The organism is Nitratireductor thuwali (assembly GCF_036621415.1).
Lineage (GTDB): Bacteria > Pseudomonadota > Alphaproteobacteria > Rhizobiales > Rhizobiaceae > Chelativorans > Chelativorans thuwali.
The window spans coordinates 2,480,549-2,499,203 of record NZ_CP030941.1 but is presented as its reverse complement, the minus strand read 5'-3'; the positions used below and the strand labels follow the sequence as shown (position 1 = coordinate 2,499,203).

23 protein-coding genes are annotated in these 18,655 nt (G+C 66.1%); 15 read left to right on the top strand and 8 right to left on the bottom strand.

Annotation, left to right across the window (positions count from 1 at the left end; translation table 11 throughout):
• Window positions 1-182 precede the first annotated feature (182 nt).
• From NTH_RS12215 to phnF, 4 genes are all read right to left on the bottom strand, one after another.
• Window positions 183-836 (bottom strand): ATP-binding cassette domain-containing protein, encoded by a 654-nt coding sequence (locus NTH_RS12215; protein ID WP_338530266.1) that lies wholly within the window; start codon window positions 834-836, stop codon window positions 183-185.
• A 2-nt stretch (window positions 837-838) separates the two neighbouring features.
• Window positions 839-2,518 (bottom strand): ABC transporter permease, encoded by a 1,680-nt coding sequence (locus NTH_RS12210; protein WP_338530265.1) that lies wholly within the window; start codon window positions 2,516-2,518, stop codon window positions 839-841.
• Window positions 2,519-2,561: 43 nt separating this feature from the next.
• A complete protein-coding gene (locus tag NTH_RS12205; protein ID WP_338530264.1) occupies window positions 2,562-3,782 on the bottom strand; it encodes an ABC transporter substrate-binding protein in 1,221 nt (406 codons plus the stop codon).
• Window positions 3,783-3,922: 140 nt separating this feature from the next.
• A complete protein-coding gene (phnF, locus tag NTH_RS12200; RefSeq protein WP_338530263.1) occupies window positions 3,923-4,672 on the bottom strand; it encodes a phosphonate metabolism transcriptional regulator PhnF in 750 nt (249 codons plus the stop codon).
• 193 nt (window positions 4,673-4,865) lie between these two features.
• Here phnF and phnG point away from each other — a divergent pair, with 193 nt between their 5' ends.
• From phnG to NTH_RS12125, 15 genes are all read left to right on the top strand, one after another.
• Window positions 4,866-5,324 (top strand): phosphonate C-P lyase system protein PhnG, encoded by a 459-nt coding sequence (gene phnG, locus NTH_RS12195; protein ID WP_338530262.1) that lies wholly within the window; start codon window positions 4,866-4,868, stop codon window positions 5,322-5,324.
• A complete protein-coding gene (gene phnH, locus NTH_RS12190) occupies window positions 5,324-5,935 on the top strand; it encodes a phosphonate C-P lyase system protein PhnH (RefSeq protein ID WP_338530261.1) in 612 nt (203 codons plus the stop codon). The genes phnG and phnH overlap by 1 nt, the downstream gene beginning before the upstream one ends.
• 3 nt (window positions 5,936-5,938) lie before the next feature.
• Window positions 5,939-7,054 (top strand): carbon-phosphorus lyase complex subunit PhnI, encoded by a 1,116-nt coding sequence (locus NTH_RS12185; protein WP_338530260.1) that lies wholly within the window; start codon window positions 5,939-5,941, stop codon window positions 7,052-7,054.
• Window positions 7,051-7,470, top strand: coding sequence for a FosX/FosE/FosI family fosfomycin resistance hydrolase (gene fosX / locus NTH_RS12180; protein WP_338530259.1), 420 nt, complete (start codon window positions 7,051-7,053; stop codon window positions 7,468-7,470). The genes NTH_RS12185 and fosX overlap by 4 nt, the downstream gene beginning before the upstream one ends.
• On the top strand, window positions 7,467-8,360 hold the full coding sequence (locus tag NTH_RS12175) for an alpha-D-ribose 1-methylphosphonate 5-phosphate C-P-lyase PhnJ (RefSeq protein WP_338530258.1): 894 nt from the start codon (window positions 7,467-7,469) through the stop codon (window positions 8,358-8,360). Before fosX ends, NTH_RS12175 begins: the two co-directional genes overlap by 4 nt.
• A gap of 214 nt (window positions 8,361-8,574) precedes the next feature.
• Complete coding sequence (gene phnK, locus NTH_RS12170) at window positions 8,575-9,351, top strand: phosphonate C-P lyase system protein PhnK (RefSeq protein ID WP_338530257.1); 777 nt, start codon at window positions 8,575-8,577, stop codon at window positions 9,349-9,351.
• Window positions 9,352-9,621: 270 nt separating this feature from the next.
• On the top strand, window positions 9,622-10,326 hold the full coding sequence (gene phnL / locus NTH_RS12165) for a phosphonate C-P lyase system protein PhnL (protein ID WP_338530256.1): 705 nt from the start codon (window positions 9,622-9,624) through the stop codon (window positions 10,324-10,326).
• Window positions 10,323-10,937: a DapH/DapD/GlmU-related protein gene (locus NTH_RS12160; protein ID WP_338530255.1), complete on the top strand. Its 615-nt coding sequence runs from the start codon at window positions 10,323-10,325 to the stop codon at window positions 10,935-10,937. The genes phnL and NTH_RS12160 overlap by 4 nt, the downstream gene beginning before the upstream one ends.
• Before the next feature lie 260 nt (window positions 10,938-11,197).
• Window positions 11,198-11,509 (top strand): (2Fe-2S)-binding protein, encoded by a 312-nt coding sequence (locus NTH_RS12155; RefSeq protein ID WP_338531893.1) that lies wholly within the window; start codon window positions 11,198-11,200, stop codon window positions 11,507-11,509.
• Window positions 11,475-11,960: a bacterioferritin gene (gene bfr / locus NTH_RS12150; RefSeq protein ID WP_338530254.1), complete on the top strand. Its 486-nt coding sequence runs from the start codon at window positions 11,475-11,477 to the stop codon at window positions 11,958-11,960. Before NTH_RS12155 ends, bfr begins: the two co-directional genes overlap by 35 nt.
• A 105-nt stretch (window positions 11,961-12,065) precedes the next feature.
• Window positions 12,066-12,425, top strand: a complete 360-nt coding sequence (locus NTH_RS12145; RefSeq protein ID WP_338530253.1) for an ArsR/SmtB family transcription factor — start codon at window positions 12,066-12,068, stop codon at window positions 12,423-12,425.
• Window positions 12,334-12,906 carry an SRPBCC family protein gene (locus NTH_RS12140; RefSeq protein ID WP_338531892.1) on the top strand — a complete coding sequence of 191 codons (573 nt, stop codon included), beginning with the start codon at window positions 12,334-12,336 and terminating at the stop codon, window positions 12,904-12,906. The genes NTH_RS12145 and NTH_RS12140 overlap by 92 nt, the downstream gene beginning before the upstream one ends.
• The gene (locus NTH_RS12135) at window positions 12,903-13,451 is read left to right on the top strand and encodes an SRPBCC family protein (RefSeq protein WP_338530252.1); all 549 of its coding nucleotides are present in this window, start codon (window positions 12,903-12,905) and stop codon (window positions 13,449-13,451) included. Before NTH_RS12140 ends, NTH_RS12135 begins: the two co-directional genes overlap by 4 nt.
• 75 nt (window positions 13,452-13,526) lie before the next feature.
• Window positions 13,527-13,934 (top strand): VOC family protein, encoded by a 408-nt coding sequence (locus tag NTH_RS12130; protein ID WP_338530251.1) that lies wholly within the window; start codon window positions 13,527-13,529, stop codon window positions 13,932-13,934.
• Window positions 13,931-14,296 carry a VOC family protein gene (locus NTH_RS12125; RefSeq protein ID WP_265519928.1) on the top strand — a complete coding sequence of 122 codons (366 nt, stop codon included), beginning with the start codon at window positions 13,931-13,933 and terminating at the stop codon, window positions 14,294-14,296. Before NTH_RS12130 ends, NTH_RS12125 begins: the two co-directional genes overlap by 4 nt.
• Window positions 14,297-14,303: 7 nt before the next feature.
• On the opposite strand, the gene NTH_RS12120 is transcribed toward NTH_RS12125, so the two are convergent.
• The 4 genes from NTH_RS12120 to ubiE all read right to left on the bottom strand — a co-directional run bounded on the left by NTH_RS12120 (window position 14,304) and on the right by ubiE (window position 18,535).
• Window positions 14,304-14,840 (bottom strand): GNAT family N-acetyltransferase, encoded by a 537-nt coding sequence (locus tag NTH_RS12120; RefSeq protein WP_338530250.1) that lies wholly within the window; start codon window positions 14,838-14,840, stop codon window positions 14,304-14,306.
• Entirely contained in the window at window positions 14,837-16,075 is a 1,239-nt protein-coding gene (gene coaBC, locus NTH_RS12115; protein ID WP_338530249.1) for a bifunctional phosphopantothenoylcysteine decarboxylase/phosphopantothenate--cysteine ligase CoaBC, read from the bottom strand. Before coaBC ends, NTH_RS12120 begins: the two co-directional genes overlap by 4 nt.
• 107 nt (window positions 16,076-16,182) lie before the next feature.
• Entirely contained in the window at window positions 16,183-17,757 is a 1,575-nt protein-coding gene (gene ubiB, locus NTH_RS12110) for a 2-polyprenylphenol 6-hydroxylase (RefSeq protein WP_338530248.1), read from the bottom strand.
• Between the two features lies 1 nt (window position 17,758).
• Window positions 17,759-18,535: a bifunctional demethylmenaquinone methyltransferase/2-methoxy-6-polyprenyl-1,4-benzoquinol methylase UbiE gene (gene ubiE / locus NTH_RS12105; protein WP_338530247.1), complete on the bottom strand. Its 777-nt coding sequence runs from the start codon at window positions 18,533-18,535 to the stop codon at window positions 17,759-17,761.
• Window positions 18,536-18,655: the final 120 nt, after the last annotated feature.

The window sequence follows — 18,655 nt, the reverse complement described above, 5'->3', positions numbered from 1 at the left end:
GGGACCGTCAGCGCTGACATGCGCCGGGGCGAGGACCGGGCCGTGCTCCATGCCGTTCTTCCAATGGGTCCCGGATAGCCCTTCGGGCTTCCGGGACGACGGAGGTGGGCACCCTCCAACGTTGATGATGATCCATCTCCTCGATGGAGCCTTGTTCGAAGAACCGGTGTCCATTTTTTGGATCATGCTTCTATGGTGATCACGTCGCCGCCGGCGGCTTTAGCGTCGGCGGGATCGTGGGTCACGAGGAGAACCGGCAGGCGGCTTTCGCGAGCCTTGGCAAAGACCAGTTCGCGCGTTTGCTGGCGCAGTTCCTGATCCAGCTTGGAGAAGGGCTCGTCGAGCAGCAGCATGCGCGGGCCCGACAGGAGCACGCGGGCGAGGGCGACGCGGGCGCGCTGGCCGCCGGAAAGGGTGGCGGGATCGCGGCCACCCATGCCGGCGAGCCCGACGCCGGCAAGCGCCTCCTCGGCGCGGGCGCGGCGCTCGTCGCGGCCGGTGACGGCTTCTGGAATGGCGAACAGGAGATTGCCGGCCACGCTCATATGCGGGAAAAGCAGGGGATCCTGGAACAGGATGCCGGCGCGGCGGGTCTCGGCCGGCTGGCCGGCAATATCCTCGCCGTCTATCAGCACCCTTCCCTCGCCGGTGAAAGCCCGGTCAAGGAAGCCGCCTATATAGGCAAGCAGGGTGGACTTGCCCGCGCCGGAAGGACCCATGACCGTGAGCACCTCGCCGGGGGCAACGGCCCGCGTGAGCGATACGAGCACTCGCCCGCCGAGGCGGATGCATACGCCATCCAGCACCAGCCCCTTTTCGCGCAAACTGTCCAACACCGCTATACCCGCATCCCGTGGAAACGACGGAATATCAGGGCCGGCACGAGCGTTGCAACCGCAAAGCCCGCGGCCGGCAGCAGCATCTGGAAAAAGGCGTAGACGCCGATGATGCGGGGATTGCCGCCGGAGGCGAGCGCCACCGCCTCGGTGGTGATCGTGGTGAGACGGCCTGCCCCGATGAGCACGGTCGGCAGATAAAGGCCGACGGAAACGGAAAAGCCGATGGCGAGAAGGGTAAGGACGGCGCGCAGCATCATCGGCAGGCGGACGTGGAAGAAGCGCTGCCAGCGCGACTTGCCGAGGCCCGCCGCCAGCCAGTCATAGCGCTTGTCGAAGGCGCGCCACGGGTCCTTGAGGGACAGATAGGCGTAGGGCATGACGAAGACGAGATGGGCAAGGATCAGCGCCGGCAGCGTGGCAAGCAGATCGCCCATGATCAGCAGGAACTGGAGGCCGAAGATGAATGCGACCTGCGGGACGACGAGCGGAAGATAGATGAGGGCCAGAGCGCCCTGCCCCGCCCGCCTGCCCGTCTCGTCCTCGCGCATCAGGCAAAGGATGGCGAGGACGGCGGCGATGAAGGTGGCAGCGAGGCCGACGAGAAGGGTGGTCAGAAGCGGCTCGGCCGTGCGCGGCAGCGTGCGGAGCCATGATTTCAGCGTGAGGCTCTGGGGCACGACGTCGGGGAACTGCCAGAGGCCGGCGAAGGACCAGACCGCCAGCGCGGCCAGCCCGGCGAACACGGCCAATGCCGAAGCCAGCATGCCCATGAACGCGGCATAGCGCGCCAGCGCGTCCCGGCGCAGCCTGCGGCCCCTGCCGGCGGCGCGCCTGGTGAGCGCCGCGGCGAGCTTTTCCAGCGCCAGCCAGGAGGCCAGAGCGAAGCCCGTCACCGCCAGCTGCAGCACCGCCCCGGCGGAGGCCAGATAGCGCAAGGAGAGCTCGGGATCGGACATCCATTCGACCAGCCGCACGGCCAGCGGCGCCGGGCGGGTGGGGCCGAGAATGACGGCGACGTCGACGACCGAGGTGGCGAAGGCGATGACGGCGAAGACCGGCAGGCGGATCTGGCGGTAGACGATGGGCCAGGTGCCGTAGACGAAGCCGGCCACGCGGCCATAGCCCAGCGCCGTGGTGAGGCGGCGCGTTTCCGCCGCCCGCGCCTGGGGCAGGGCGGCCAGGGTCATCAGCATCAGGAAAGGGATTTCCTTGGCGACGAGGCCGGCCATCATGGCAAGCCCCATGGGATCGTGCACAATCAAGAGGTCGGGGGGGTGGTGCCAGCCCGTCAATGCCGGCGAGATGAGGCGGGCGAGAAGCCCCGAGGGCGCAATGAGAAAAGCCAGCGCGAATGCCGCCGCCGCGTGCGGCAGCGACAGGAGCGGCGAGACCATGTGCTGGATGCGGGCGAAAAGCGGGGTACCGGCCCAGGCCGCGACGAAGACCATGACGACAAGCAGCGATATGGCGGCTGTGACGAGGCCGGCGGCAAGGCTGATGCCCGCCGAGGCCCATATCGCGGGCGCATCGAACAGCGCCTCGAAGTGCCGCAGCGTGAGCTCCATGCCGCCGAGCACGGGCAGAAAGCCAAAGGCCGGCAAGAGCGTGCCGGCCAGCCCGAACAGAAGCGGCCCGGTGAGCAGAAGGATGGTAAGCGGCGGGCCGAGGCGGGTCAGCATGGCCGGCGCGACTGGGGCGAGCCGAGGCCAGGCGGCGTCAGCTTCAGTTTCCCGCCGTGTAGCGCCGTTTCCATTCTTCCTCGATGCGCTCCATCCAGCTTGGGTGAGGCTCGGCCAAAGCGGGGCCGAGCTCGGCGGGGGACAGGGTGGCGATGCCGAGATCGAGCGCGGCAAAGCGGGCGCGGGCTTCCTCGGGCAGCTTGTCGACGGCCAGCACCGTGGGATCGCCCCACACTTTCGGGTCCTGCTTGTGCGCCTGGGCCTCCGGCGACATGAGGAAATTGGCCGTCACCAGCGCGCCCGCCGTGGCCGAGGCATTGTACGGGATGGCAAGGAAATGGGTGTTGGCGAGCGTCCCTTCGGGGAAGGTGAAGGAGCGCACCGTATCGGGCAGCTCGCCGTTGGCGATGGCGCTCGAAGCCTCCGCCGGATTGAAGGCGAAGATGATCTCCAGCTCGCCATCGGCCAGAAGCTGCTTCATGGCCGGGTAGTTCTCGGGGAAGGTGCGGCCGGACCGCCAGGCGACCTCGTGGAGGCGGTCGAGATAGGCAAACAGCGGCGCGCTGACATCGGCGAACGTCTCCTCGTCGGCCGGCTTCTGCAGCAGCGACCGATCCTCGGTCTTTTCGACCAGGACCTGCTTGAGGAAGGAGGATCCTATGAAATCCGGCGGCTGGGGATAGGAGAAGCGGCCGGGATTGGCTTCCGCCCAGGCGAGCAGCTCGGTCGCGTTCTCGGGCAGATCGGCCTTGTCCGTGCGCGCCGTGTCGTAGAAGAAGACGAGCTTGGCCATGCCCCAGGGCGCGGCCTGCCCCTCCACGGGGATCGTGAAATCGGTGCGGATGGTGGGCTTGTTCTCGTAATCGACATATTGCCAGTTGGGCAGGCTCTCGGCCCAGCCGGGGGAAAGAAGCAGCCCGCGCTGCTTCATCGCCGCAAAGTTCTCGCCGTTGATCCAGATGAGGTCGACGCTGCCGCCCGCATCGCGCCCCGCCGCCTTTTCGGCGACGACCTTGGCGACCGCGTTGGCGGTGTCGTCGAGCTTCACATGCACGAGGGTGACGCCGAAGCGCTCCTTCAACTCGCCATTCGCCCATTCGAGATAGGCGTTGATGTTTTCCGACCCGCCCCAGGCGTTGAGATAGACGGTCTGGCCCTCGGCTTGCGCTAGGACGCCGTCCCAGTCGGCCGGGTCCACCGGCTCCGCGCGGACCGCCAACGCGGAAAGTAGCAAGGCGGCGGCGGCGAGAGTGGATTTCAACATGGCAGCTTCCCGATTGTTCGTGAATTGCGATTGAGCATGCCAGCGGCAGGCAAATCAATGCAAGCGCGCTCGCGAGGGCGTCACTTCACCGTGAGGGAGGATTTCGGGAGGGAGGATTTCGGGATGTGCGCGGGCTGCATTCAACCCTCCCCATCCACCTGCAGTTCCACCCGGTCCGCGGCAAAGCGCGTCAGCGAATATTGTATCGGGATCCCCGCGCTGTCGGCGTTCACGGCGAAGGTGATGAGCACTATGGCGCCGGGGGAGAGTTTCAGGTGGGCAAGGTCGGCGCTGTCGGCATGGCGCGCGGAGATGCGGGTGGTGGCGCGGACATAATCGGGCACGCCCAGCGCCGCGAGGGCGGCGGTGATGCTGCCGGTATCGGCGAAGTGCTTTTCCAGCCCAGCGAAGCGGGCGGCGGGGAAATAGCTCGTGGCGCGCGAGACGGGGCGGCCATCGGCCTGCGAGACGGTTTCAAGCCGCAGGATCGCGGTCTCCGGCGCAAGGCCAAGCGCTTCGGCCGCCTGCGGCGGGGCAGGCTCGTAGGCGTGGGACAGCAAGTGGCCGCGCCTTTCGCGCGCCTGGCCGGCAAGGCCGGCTGAAAAGCGGGTGCGCGCGCGGATGGGATAGGACAGGCGGCGCGGACCTTCCACAAAGGTGCCGCGGCCCTGCTCGCTGCGCAGGACGCCCTCCTGAACCAGCGCCTGGATGGCGGTGCGCACGGTGTGCCGGTTGACGCCGAAGCGTCCGGCCAGCGCCATCTCCGTGGGCAGGCGCCCCGCATCGTCGGCCAGGCCCTCGGCTATGCCCAGGCGGATACGGTCGGCGATCTGCCGCCACAGCGCCACGCCGCTGCGCCGTTCGATAGCTTCATCCGGTGACGTCTGCATCGCCTCTACCCCGCCTCCATTTCCTTGCTGGAACCCGGTTGGTTCCGAGAATCGGCATCCCGCTTTTCGGGATCGTGCTCCAGGAGAAGCCCGCCTTGTCACAGTCCTGTCATGGACAGGAACTAGGAAAGGACTATAATTTGTATAGTTGTCTATAACAATAGATGAATCAACGAAAGACGAGGAGAACCGGATGGCCGAACCCGAACAATCCCAGTTTTCCAGGCGTGAGGCGATGGCGGTGCTTGCGAGGGCGCCGGAGGACCGCGTTATGGCGCTGTTCGCGGCAAGCGGTTTGCCGGAAGCGGCGACAGCCCTGCGCGGCCCGGAAACCGGGCTCGTGGCGCTGCGCGGGCGGATCGGCGGCGGCGGCGCGGCCTTCAATTTCGGCGAGGCGACGGTGACGCGGGCCAGCGTGAAGCTGCCGACCGGCGAGATCGGGCATTCCTATGCGCTCGGCCGCGCGCGGGAGAAGGCGCGCGTCGCGGCGGTGATCGACGCGCTGGCGCAGAAGCCCGAAAACCGGGCGCGGATCGCCGACGCAATCCTCGCGCCGCTTCGCGCGGAGCAGCGCGAGGCCGACGGCCGGCGGCGCGAGGAGACGGCGGCCACGCAGGTCGACTTCTTCACAATGACCCGAGGAGAGGACTGATGGATTTCGAGGCACTTGCGATGGAAGGCGGGTTCGCGCGGCCGGTGCTGGAGGCGCAGTCCGTGTTCCGGGCGCTGATGGACGGCATGGCGCGGCCCGGCCTGGGCATGGCCGGCTTCCCGCTGCCCAGCCCGCCCGCCCCGCTTTCGCCGGAAGCCGGCGCAGTGGCGCTGGCGCTGTGCGATCCCGATACGCCGATCTGGCTCGATGCGGCCATGCGCGAGGAAAGCGCGGTTGCCGCCTGGCTCGGCTTCCACACCGGCGCACCCATCGTTGTGCATGCGGCGGAGGCGCATTTCGCCTTCGTGGCCGATCCTGGAGACCTGATCGGGCTCGAAAACTTCGCACAGGGCAGCCAGGACTATCCCGACCGGTCGGCGACGCTGGTGCTCGAGGTGGCGAGCCTTGAGGGCGGGCCGGCGCTGCGGCTTGCCGGGCCCGGAATCGAAACGGAAAGGGCAATCGCGCCGCGTCCGCTGCCCCGGCACTTCGCACGGCAATGGGAACAGAACAATGCGCGGTTTCCGCGCGGCATCGACGTGCTGCTGGTCTGCCGGGAAGGGCTGATCGGACTGCCGCGCACCGTGCGCATCCACCAACAGGAGGGCTGAGCCATGTATGTCGCGGTGAAGGGCGGCGAGGCCGCCATCGAAAACGCACACCGGCTGCTGGCCGACCGGAGGCGCGGGCCGCGCGACGTGCCGGCGCTGACGCTGGAGCAGATCGCGGGCCAGCTTGCGCTGGCGGTCGACCGGGTGATGGCGGAAGGCTCGCTCTACGATGCCGGGCTTGCCGCACTCGCCATCAAGCAGGCGCGCGGCGACATGATCGAGGCGATCTTCCTCCTGCGCGCCTACCGCACCACCCTGCCCCGCTTCGGGTATTCGAAGCCGGTGGACACCGGCGCGATGCTGGTGGAGCGGCGCATCTCGGCCACCTACAAGGATCTGCCGGGCGGGCAACTGCTGGGCCCCACCTTCGACTATACGCACCGGCTGCTCGACCCCGGGCTGGCCGGCGACGGCATGCCGGAGGCGCCGGAACGCCGCGAGGGGGAGGCGGAAGAGAGCCGCATGCCGCGGGTGACGGAGATTCTCGCCGGCGAAGGGCTCGTGGAGCCGGACGGCGCGCTGCCCGACAGCATGGAGCCGGCCGACATCACCCGCACGCCGCCAGAGTTTCCGCAGGGGCGCGACGCGCGCCTGCAGGCGCTGTCGCGGGGGGACGAGGGCTTCCTTCTGGCGCTCGGCTATTCCACCCAGCGCGGCTACGCGCGCAGCCATCCCTTCGCCGGCGAGATACGCATCGGCGAGGTGGAGATCGAGCTCGACGTTCCCGAGCTGGATTTTGCCGTGCCGCTCGGCCGCATCCGCGTGACCGAGTGCCAGATGATCAACCAGTTCAAGGGCTCCGCCAAGGCGCCGCCGCAGTTCACCCGCGGCTATGGCCTGGTCTTCGGCCAGTCCGAGCGCAAGGCGATGGCCATGGCGCTGTGCGACCGGGCGCTGAGGGCGAAGGAGCTGGGCGAGGACATCGTCGCCCCCGCACAGGATGAGGAATTCGTTATCTCGCACGCCGACAATGTGCAGGCGACCGGCTTCGTCGAGCATCTGAAGCTGCCGCATTATGTCGACTTCCAGGCCGAGCTCGGACTGGTGCGGCAGTTGCGGCGCGAGTTCGAGGAGCGCAGGTCGGGCAACGACCCGGCGCGCAAGGAGGCCGCGGAATGATCGAGGGGCTGTCTCATATGACGTTCGTCGTTTCGGATCTCGAGCGAATGACGGAGATCCTCACCGGAATATTCGGCGCCGAGGAGGTCTATTCGAGCGGAGACGAAACCTTTTCCGTGGCGCGCGAGAAATTCTTCGTGGCTGGCGGCCTGTGGATCGCCATCATGGAGGGGGAGGCGTTGCCGGAACGCAGCTACAACCATATCGCTTTCAAGATCGACGACTCGGATTTCGACCTCTATCTGGAGCGCATCCGCCGGCTGGAGCTCGACATGAAGCCGCCGCGCCCGCGCGTCGAAGGGGAAGGCCGCTCCATCTATTTCTACGACGACGACAACCACATGTTCGAGCTGCATACGGGCACGCTTGCCGACCGGCTCTCGCGCTATGCCAAAGGCAGGGAGGCGGCGGAATGAACGCGCATGCGGACAACATCGCCCAGTACAATTTCGCCTATCTGGACGAGCAGACCAAGCGGATGATCCGCCGGGCGATCCTCAAGGCAATCGCCATCCCGGGCTATCAGGTGCCGTTCGCCAGCCGGGAAATGCCGATGCCCTATGGCTGGGGCACCGGCGGCGTGCAGGTGACGGCTTCCATCATCGGGCCGGACGACGTGTTGAAGGTGATCGACCAGGGCTCGGACGACACGACCAACGCCGTCTCCATCCGCGCCTTCTTCCAGAAGGTGGCGGAGGTGGCGGTGACCACGGAGACCGGGAAGGCAAGCATCATCCAGACGCGCCACCGCATTCCCGAGGAGCCGCTGAAAGCGGGCCAGGTGCTGATCTATCAGGTGCCCATTCCCGAACCCCTGCGCTTTCTGGAACCGCGCGAGACGGAAACGCGCAAGATGCACGCGCTGGAGGAATACGGCCTCATGCATGTGAAGCTCTACGAGGACATCGCCCAGCACGGCCACATCGCCACCACCTACGCCTATCCGGTGAAGGTGGAGGGGCGTTATGTGATGGACCCCTCGCCGACGCCGAAGTTCGACAATCCGAAAATGCACATGTCTGCCGCGCTGCAGCTTTTCGGAGCGGGCCGCGAGAAGCGCATCTATGCCATACCGCCCCATACGCGGGTGGAAAGCCTCGACTTCGAGGATCATCCATTCCGGGTGCAGACCTTCGACCAGCCCTGCGCGCTGTGCGGCAGCGCGGGCGTCTATCTCGACGAGGTGGTGCTGGACGATGCGGGCGGGCGCATGTTCGTCTGTTCCGACACGGATTATTGCGAGAAGCGGCGGGCGGAGGGGCATGCCGGACCAACGGGATCGCCGGGTGAAGGAGAGGTTCAATGAACAAATGTCTTCGCGTATCGCACCCCCCTCTGCCCTGCCGGGCATCTCGCCCTCAAGGGGGGAGATTATCTCTTCATCAACGCCTCGTCTCTTTCATCGTGCCAAGAGGTTTCGGACGTCGTCGATGCCGGCTAACCTCCCCCCTCGAGGGGGAGATGTCCGGCAGGACAGAGGGGGGTATCCCGCGCTGCTTCATATCCGGAGGAGCCGCCCAATGACCGCCGAACCCCTTTTCACCGTGCGCTCGGTCTCGAAATTCTACGGCAACCGCATCGGCTGCGAGGACATCTCCTTCGATCTGTGGCCGGGAGAGGTGCTGGCGGTGGTGGGCGAGTCCGGTTCGGGCAAGACCACGCTGCTCAATTGCCTGTCGACCCGGCTGCTGCCGACATCGGGCGTTGTCTCCTACCGTATGCGGGACGGCGCCTTTCGCGATCTTTACCGGATGAGCGAGGCGGAGCGGCGGTTCTTGATGCGGACCGATTGGGGATTCGTGCACCAGAACCCGGCAGACGGCCTGCGCATGACGGTCTCGGCCGGCGCCAATGTGGGCGAGCGCCTGATGGCGCTGGGCGACCGGCATTACGGGCAGATCCGGGCCACGGCGACCGACTGGCTGGGGCGCGTGGAGATCGCCGGGGACCGGGTGGACGACCAGCCGCGCGCCTTTTCCGGCGGCATGCGCCAGCGCCTGCAGATCGCGCGCAACCTGGTGACGGGACCCCGGCTGATGTTCATGGACGAGCCCACCGGCGGTCTCGACGTATCGGTGCAGGCGCGCCTGCTCGACCTTTTGCGCGGGCTTGTGCAGGACATGGGGCTGGCGGCCATCGTGGTGACCCACGATCTGGCCGTGGCGCGGCTCCTGTCGCACCGCATGATCGTGATGAAGGAGGGGCGCGTGGTGGAAACCGGCCTCACCGACCGGGTGCTGGACGACCCGCAGGCGCCCTACACGCAGCTTCTCGTTTCCTCGATCCTGCAGGTGTGACATGGGCCTGTTGATACTCATGGTTGTGGCGCTGGCGAGGCATGCAAGGCCAATGGCTAGGCGCAAAAACTGCCGCAGTGCTGGCCACTTCAAGGTTTTTGCAACGACGTCCATTGGCCTTGCATGCCTCGCCCTGAAAGGGTTTGGCCAGATCGACCCATGGCCGCAGCCTTCGTCGTCGAATATGCGCTGCATGTCCTTCCTCCTCAGGCTACGACCTTGGGTCGATCTGACCAAACCAGCACCGCAACCATGAGTATCAACAGGCCCATGACCACTCCGCTTGTCGTTTCCGAGCTTTCCAAGACCTTCACCATGCATCTGCAGGGCGGCGTGCGCCTGCCGGTGGTCGAAAACGTCTCCTTCGCCGTCAGGGCGGGCGAGTGCGCGGTGCTGGGCGGCCCGTCGGGCACGGGCAAGAGTTCGATCCTGAAGATGGTCTACGGCAATTACGCGGCCGACGCCGGCCAGATCATCGTCACCCATGACGGCGCGCTGGTGGATTTGGCGACCGCCGATCCGCGCACGGTCATCGATGTGCGGCGGCGCACGGTCGGCTATGTCAGCCAGTTCCTGCGCGTGGTGCCGCGCGTTTCGGCGCTCGACATCGTCGCCGAGCCGGCGATTGCCGAAGGCACGGAGCCGGAAAGCGCGCGGGCGAAGGCGGCGGCGATGCTGGCGCGGCTCAACCTGCCGGAGCGGCTATGGCGGCTGCCGCCGGCGACCTTTTCCGGCGGCGAGCAGCAGCGGGTCAACATCGCGCGCGGCTTCATCACCGCGCATCCCATCCTGCTGCTCGACGAGCCGACGGCCTCGCTCGACCGGGCCAACCGGCAGGTGGTGGTGGAGATGATCGCGGAGAAGAAGGCGGCGGGAACGGCGCTGCTGGGCATCTTCCACGACCAGGATGTGCGCGAGCAGGTGGCCGACAGCATCATCGACGTCACCCAATTCGCGCCGGCGAGGGCGGCATGACGCGGCTCTCCGAAAAGCCGCTGGTGCACGAGACGGCGGAGGTGACCGGCTCGACGCTCGGCCGCTTCACCGAGATCGCGGAGCGATGCCGGGTGCACGAGACCCAGCTCGGGGACTATTCCTACATGATGCAGGACTGCAGCGCCTGGTGCGCCACGATAGGCAAATTCGCCAATATCGCCGCGGCCGTGCGCTTCAACGCGACCAACCACCCCACGTGGCGCGCCACGCTGCACCATTTCACCTATCGCGCCGGCGACTATTGGGACGATGCGACCGACGAGGCGGAATTCTTCGACTGGCGGCGGAGCAACGTGGTGACGATCGGGCACGATACGTGGTTCGGCCACGGCTCCACGGTGCTGCCGGGGGTGACGGTGGGCCATGGCGCGGTGGTCGGGGCCGGCGCGGTGGTCAGCAAGGATGTGGCGCCCTACACCATCGTCGGCGGCGTGCCGGCGCGCGTCATCCGTCCGCGTTTCGACGGAAGGGTTGCCGACCGGTTTCTGGAGCTTGCGTGGTGGGACTGGGATCATGAGAGATTGCGGAGCGCGCTCGACGACTTCCGGATGCTTTCGGCGGAAGCCTTTCTGGAGAAACACGGGGGATAGGCCGCAAGGCCTCCGCGTCTTTTTGCCCCAGCGGATGACTTATCTTGACAGGCAATCTCAAGAAGGGTTGTTATGGGCCTGTCCGAAAGGACGCGTTCGCAGATGTCTGGGCCTTGAACCCTTTCCATTGAAGAACGCCATGCCCAAATAGGAATGAAGCCGCCGGTGCGGCGCTGCCCTGGGCTGGTCTCTTCCCGGAAAATCGTTCGTCCAGCCCTGCAAGCGCAGGCTCCCAGGCTTTGAAACCCAAGGGCGAAGGAATGCTTGTCTGTCAGTGTAATCTCATCACGCAGAAGGAACTCGAGGCGCAGATTCGCGCCATGCTCGACGAGGATCCCTGGCAGCTTATCGTTCCCGCCAAGGTGTATCACGCGATGGCCCAGCGCGGCCGGTGTTGCGGTTGCTTCCCAAATGTGGTGGAAACAATCATTCGGGTAACCGAAGATTACCACAGCCACGCGCAAGAGGGCGAAGCCAGTGTGGTGACGCATCTCGACCGCGTTCGTGCGTTGCGCGAAAAGTTCGGGAGCAAATTCAATGAAAGGCGACCCAAAGGTCATCGAGCGGCTTAACGAGGCTCTTTTTCTGGAGCTCGGCGCCGTCAACCAGTATTGGCTTCACTATCGCCTGCTGGAGGACTGGGGATACACCAAGCTCGCCGCCAAGGAGCGGGCCGAATCCATCGAGGAAATGCATCACGCGGACAAGCTGGTGCAGCGCATCATCTTCCTGGAAGGTCATCCTAACCTGCAGAATGTCGGCGCCTTGCGCATCGGCCAGGACGTGAAAGAGGTGCTGGAAGCCGATCTTGCCGGCGAATATGACGCACGCACCTCCTACAAGGATTCGCGCGACATCTGCAATCAGGCTGGCGACTATGTTTCGATGAAGCTCTTCGAGGAACTTCTCGCAGACGAGGAAGGCCATATCGACTTCCTGGAAACCCAGCTCGAGCTGCTGGACACGATCGGCCTGGAGAAATACGGCCAGCTCAACGCCGGATCGGCCGACGAGAGCGAGTAGGCTCCCCTGCATTCTTGAAAAGGCGCCCGATGCGGCGCCTTTTTCTTTTCGCAGTCATTATACCATGTGGTTGACTTTCAAGGATGGGCCGATATTATAAACCATATGGTTGACCATCAGGAAGCAACGCTCGACACCGTCTTTCATGCGCTCGCCGACAGCACGCGGCGGGCGATGCTGAGGACATTGGCCGAGGGCGGGGAAAAGAGCGTCAGCGCCCTTGCCTCCCCCTATTCCATGACGCTGGCGGGCGCCTCCAAGCATGTGAAGGTTCTGGAGGCGGCGGGGCTGGTGCGCAGGCGCGTGGAAGGCCGCATTCACTATTGCCGTTTGGAGGCTGCGCGGATGGCCGAGGCAGAGGCCTGGCTGCGCTATTACGAGCGCTTCTGGACCCGCCGGCTCGACACGCTGGAAGCGCTGCTCAAGGCCGAGGACGAACAGGCAGGAGAAGGAAAGAAACTGTGACGCGCAGGACCTTCGCCGTAGAAGTCATTCGCTACTTCGATTTCCCCCCGAGCGCGTCTTCGACGCCTGGCTCGACCCCGATAGAATACGCGCCTGGTCCGAAATGGCGCTGGACGAGAACGGCCTGCCCGCCGATGTCCGGCGCGTGGAGGTGGATGCCCGAATAGGCGGCCGTTTCACCTTCTCCGACATGCGGCCGGAAGGGGAGGCCGTGCACTGGGGCACCTATCTCGCGATCGACCGCCCGCGGAAGCTGGTGTTCACCTGGTTCACCTCCGAAGAGGAGGAGATGGAGAACAACTCCACCGTGACGGTGACCTTCGAGCCCGCCGGCACGGGCTGCACCGTCGCGCTCGTCCACGAGATGGACCCCAAATGGGCCCAATACGAAAAGCAGGTGGAGAAGGGCTGGGGCGCGATGCTCGACATGCAGGCGCGGTTGCTCATCGAGGAAGACAAGACCTTTGGAGGATATTCATGAGCCTGCCCGATCCGGACGCCTACGGCGTCATGACCGCGCCCGACACGGTGCGTTTCGAACGCCTCCTGCCTGGGCCCGCCGAGCGCGTCTGGGCCTATCTGACGGAGGCCGACAAGCGCAGGCAATGGCTTGCCGGCGGTGAGATGGAGCTGAAGGCCGGCGGGAAAGCGGAGTTGCTGTTCAAGCATTCCGAGTTCACGGACGAACCCGCGCCGGAAAAATACGCGGAAATGAACACGCAGGGATTCCTCTCGCCACACCGCATCACCGAAATAGACCCGCCGCGACTGCTCGCCATGACCTGGCCGGGCGAAGGCACGGAAAGCGAAGTGGTTTTCGAGCTGTTTCCGGAAGGGGACAAGGTGCGGCTGATCGTGACCCACAAGCGCCTGGCCGGGCGGGACGAGATGGCCAATGTGTCGAGCGGCTGGCACGCCCATCTGGAAGTGCTGGAAACCACGCTGCAAGGCGGCGGCGCCAACCGCTTCTGGTCGCGGATCCCCGAACTGGAGAAGATGTATAGCGGCAGGTTTGCCGCCGATTGAACCATTGATGGACGCCGGGCTTTACGCCTCGGCCATCCATCTTGTCCAACCGAGTTCCAGAGACAGGCAAAAGCCATGCTGACGATCCCCCTCACCAGCGTCATGGTCGACGACCAGGCCAAGGCGGAAAAGTTCTATACGGAGGTTCTGGGCTTCGTGAAGAAGCAGGACTTTCCCGCCGGCGGGGCGCGGTGGCTGACCGTCGTATCGCCCGCCGCGCCGGATGGCGTCGAGCTGCTGCTGGAGCCGGCAGGCTATCCCTTCGCCAGGGACTACCAGAAGGCGCTGTTCGACGCCGGGATCGCCTTCACGGCGTTTGGCTGCGACGATGTGCAGGCCGAATATGACCGCATGAGGAAGCTGGGCGTGACGTTTCGCGGCGAGCCCGCCCGCATGGGAGAGAACATGCCGCCGATGGCCGTGTTCGAGGACACCTGCGGCAACCTGATCCAGATATTCCAGACGAGCCAGGAGGAAAAATGAGACCGAGCTTCAAGGGCGGACGCAATATCGCGATGAAAGTGCCGCCGCATCAGTATGACCGGACGGTCGCCTTCTACCGCGACGTGATCGGGCTCGAGCAGATCGAGGAGCTGCTGCCGGCGGTCGGCTTCCGGTTCGGCCACAACCAGCTCTGGATCGACAAGGCGCCGGCGATGAGCCAGGCGGAACTGTGGCTCGAACTGACCACCGACGACACCGCCGCGGCGGCGGAGCATCTCGAAAAGGCAGGCATCGCCCGCTGCGACGAGATTGAGGCGCTGGGCGAGAATTTCGACGGGTTCTGGATATCCAGCCCGGCCTCGATCATCCACCTGGTCGATGGCGCGAAGGGATCGTGGTGATCAGCGCTCAGCCGTCCGGGGCAGAGGTCGGGAGCGCCAGCACGACGATCGGCTTTTCCTTATAGATCGTGCGCGCGGTCTCGCGGAAGCCGAGGCGGGCGGCGAGCTTGAGCGACCGGCCGTTCTCTTCGTCCACGATGCAGGTGACGGGCAGATGCGGGTGGGTCTTCGAACGCCAGCCGATCGCGGCCTCCATGGCCTCAAGGGCAAAGCCCCTGCCCTGTGCATCGGGCGCGAGGGACCAGCCAGCCTCCATCGTGCCGTCGAGGCTCGGTTCCAGTTCGCGGCGCATGTCGTGGAAGCCGACATCGCCGATCAGCCGGCCGGTCGCCTTGTCCTCCACGGCCCAATAGCCGAACCCCATCAGCGCCCACATGCCCGGCTTCATCAGAAGCTTGTGCCAGGCCTCGGCGCGATCCTGCGTGGGGCTGATGTAGCGGGCGACTTCCGGATGGGTCCACAGGGCGAAGAGCACATCGAAATCCTCCGCCCGGTGCGCGCGCAGGAGGAGGCGTGCGGTTTCCAGCGTGGGCGCCGATGTCATTTCGGCTGCCGGGCCAGCTTTTCCGAAACGAGCCTGGCCAGCCTTTCGGCGACTTCTTCCTTTTCGAGCTCGGGCCAGGCTTCCTCGCCATCGCGGGAAACGATGACGACGCGATTGCGGGCGCCGCCCATGACGCCCCTGTCGCCGACGCCGCTGTCGTGGGAGACGTCGTTGGCGACGATGATGTCCGCGCCCTTCTTGTCGAGCTTCTTGCGGGCGTTGTCGATGACGTTCCGCGTTTCGGCCGCAAAGCCGACGACGAGGCGCGGGCGCTTTTCGTGATGGCCGACGCCGGCAAGGATGTCGGGATTTTCCACCAGCGCCAGAGCGGGGGCGCCCGTGCCCTTCTGCTTCTTTATCTTGTCCGCCGTCTCGTTCGCGGGGCGCCAGTCCGCGACGGCGGCCACGAAGATGCCGGCATCGGCGGGCAGCAGCGCTTCCACGGCCTCACGCATTTCGCGCGCGCTCTCGATGCGGGTGACGGTCACGCCGGCGGGGTCGGGAATCGAGACCGGGCCGGAGACGAGCCGGACGTCGGCGCCAAGCCGCGCCAGGGCGGCGGCAATGGCATGGCCCTGCCTGCCCGAGGAGCGGTTGGCGATATAGCGCACGGGGTCGATCGGCTCATGGGTCGGGCCGGAGGTGACGACGACCCGCTTGCCGGCGAGCGGCTTCGGCGCGCTGTCCAGTAGGGTCTCTATGGCGGCGACGATCTCCATGGGCTCGGCCATGCGGCCTTCGCCGGCCTCTCCGCTTTCGGCCATCTCGCCATTGTTCGGGCCGATGAAGCGGATGCCATCCTGCGACAGCGCCGCGCGGTTGCGCCGGGTTGCCGGGTGCGCCCACATGGCCGGGTTCATGGCCGGCGCGAAGAGCACCGGGCAGCCGGCGGCCAGCAGGATGGTGGAGGCCAGATCGTTGGCCAACCCGTTGGCAAGCTTTGCCATGAGATCGGCGGTGGCCGGAGCGACCACGATCAGGTCCGCCTCGCGCGCAAGCCTTATATGCCCCACATCCTGCTCTGCCTGCCTGTCGAAAAGGTCGGTAAAGACATGATCGGCGGCGAGGGCGCCCACCGAAAGCGGGGTCACGAATTCCCGCGCGGCGGCCGTCATCACAGGGCGGACCGAAGCCCCGCGCTCGCGCAGGCGGCGGATGAGGTCCAGACATTTATAAGCTGCTATGCCGCCGCCGATGATGAGGAGAATGCGCTTGCCGGAAAGAGATGCGGTCATGGCCGAAGGCTGCCTCATGCTGGCTTGAGGGCGGGTTCGATATCGGTATGGCTGAAATCCGCGCCCTTGAAAAGAAGCGGCAGGCCGCATTCCGCAGTCGATGACCGTCAGCCGAGCTGCCATGCAATGGCAGCGAGCGCTATGGCGATGACCCACAGGGCGATGCGGCCGGTGCGCGTGTGGCGCGCTTCGGCCTTGCCGATGGCTTCGGCGGTGCGCGGGTCTAACCGCAGGCCCTTCGCGGCCATCTCGTCGATCTCCCGCGAGAGGCGCTCGGTGCGCGCCGCGAGCTCGGGCGCCTGGCGCGCAAGCGCTGCGAGCGCGGTGAAGCCGTCGCGCGCGTCGGCGACGATGCCGCGCGGGCCGAGATTGGCGGCGATCCAATCGGACACCACGGGCTCCGCCGCCTTCCACATGTTGAAATGCGGGTCGAGCGTGCGCGAGACGCCTTCCACCACCACCATCGTCTTCTGCAGCAGCAGCAGTTCCGGGCGCGTCTGCATGTCGAAGAGCTCGGTCACCTCGAACAAGAGGGTGAGGAGGCGCGCCATGGAGATGGTCTCGGCGGACTGGCCGTGGATGGGTTCGCCGATGGCCCTGAGCGCCTGCGCGAAGGCGGCGACGTCGTGGTGCCCGGGCACATAGCCCGCCTCGAAATGCACCTCGGCGACGCGGCGGAAGTCGCGCGTGATGAAGCCGTAGAGGATTTCGGCGAGGAAGCGGCGCTCCTTCTTTCGGATGCGGCCGACAATGCCGAAGTCGACGGCGACGATGGTGCCGTCCGCCTCGACGAACAGATTGCCCGGATGCATGTCGGCGTGAAAGAAGCCGTCGCGCAGCGTGTGGCGCAGGAAGGACTGGATGAGGACCTTGGCGAGCTCTTCCAGGTCGTGGCCGGCCGCTTTCAGGGCGTCGACGTCTGACATCTTGACGCCGTCGATCCATTCGAGCGTCAGGACATCGCGGCCGGTGCGCTGCCAGTCCACCCAGGGCACGCGGAAGCCCGGATCGTCCTTCGTGTTCTCGTGCAGTTCGGAAATGGCCGCTGCCTCAAGGCGCAGATCCATCTCAATCTTGGTGGTCTGCGCCAGCGTCTGCGTCACCTCGACGGGCCGCAGGCGGCGGGCGGCGGCAATGTACCGCTCCTGCAGGCGGGCGGCCAGGAAATAGCTTTCGAGGTCGTTGTAGAAACGGCGGCGCACGCCGGGCCTGATCACCTTGACGGCGACGGGCGTCTTCTCACCTTCGCGCATGATGCTGGCGGGGTGAACCTGGGCGATGGACGCGGCGGCCACCGGGGCGCCGAAATCCATGTAGAGGTCTTCGACCTTCCGGCCGAGCGAGGCTTCGATGGCGCTGCGGGCCTGGGCCTCGGGAAACGTCTCCATCCGGTCCTGCAGGCTTGCCAGGTCGAAAGCCATGTCGTGACCGACGACATCGGGCCGGGTGGCGAGGAACTGGCCGAGCTTCACGTAGGACGGGCCCAGACGGTCGACGGCGATCGCCAGCCGCTCCGGACGGTCGCGGCGGGCCGAGCGGCGGCGCGACATGAGACGGGCCAGGCGCCAGCCGAAACGCGGCATGCCTTCGAGCTGGTCTCCGGGCAGCGCGGCAATGACGCCCTCACGCACGAGAATCCAGCCACCGCGCGCAAGGCGGAGATATGCGCCGACTGTGCTCAAATCAGATTTTCCAGCCCGAATGCAGCGCGGCGATGCCGCCGGAATAATCCCGCCAGGAAACGCGGCCGAAGCCGGCGGCCTCCATCATGGCGGCGAAATTCTTCTGGTCGGGGAATTTTCGGATCGATTCCACCAGATAGCGGTAGGACTCCCCGTCCCCCGTCACGGCCTGGCCGATGCGCGGTATGGCGTGGAACGACCACTGGTCGTAGATCTTGTCGAGCAGCGGCAGGTTCACATCGGAGAATTCCAGGCACAGGAAGCGGCCGCCCGGGCGCAGGACGCGGTAGGCCTCCGCCAGCGCCCGGTCGATATGCGGCACGTTGCGGATGCCGAAGGCGATCGTGTAGGCGTCGAAGGTGTTCTTCTCGAAGGGCAGTTCCTCGGCATTGGCCTCGACGAAGGTCAGCTTGGCGGCAACGCCCTTTTTCTCCGCGCGCTCGCGGCCGACGCCCAGCATCGAGCCGTTGATGTCGAGCACCGTGACATTCGCGGCGCCCTTGGAGGCATCGACGACACGGAAGGCAACGTCGCCGGTGCCGCCAGCAACGTCCAGGACCTTGAAGCCGGGCTTCGTGGGAGGGTTGAGCCAGCTTACCATGCCGTCCTTCCACAGCCGGTGAAGGCCGCCCGACATGAGGTCGTTCATCAGGTCGTAGCGGCCGGCCACCCGGTGGAACACCTCGTTGACCAGGCCCTGCTTCTCGCCTTCGTCGACGCTGCGGAAGCCAAAGGCCCTCTCCATGCCGCCCGCCGCGGTTGTGCGCTCGTCAGACATCGCTCGCCTTTTTCCAAATCGGCGCGACCATAGCGGATCGGCTCGGCGCGCGCCATTGCCAAAGCTGCGATGTAGAGCCGCGCCACACAGGTGCAAGCGCGCAAAAGAAAACGGGGCGGA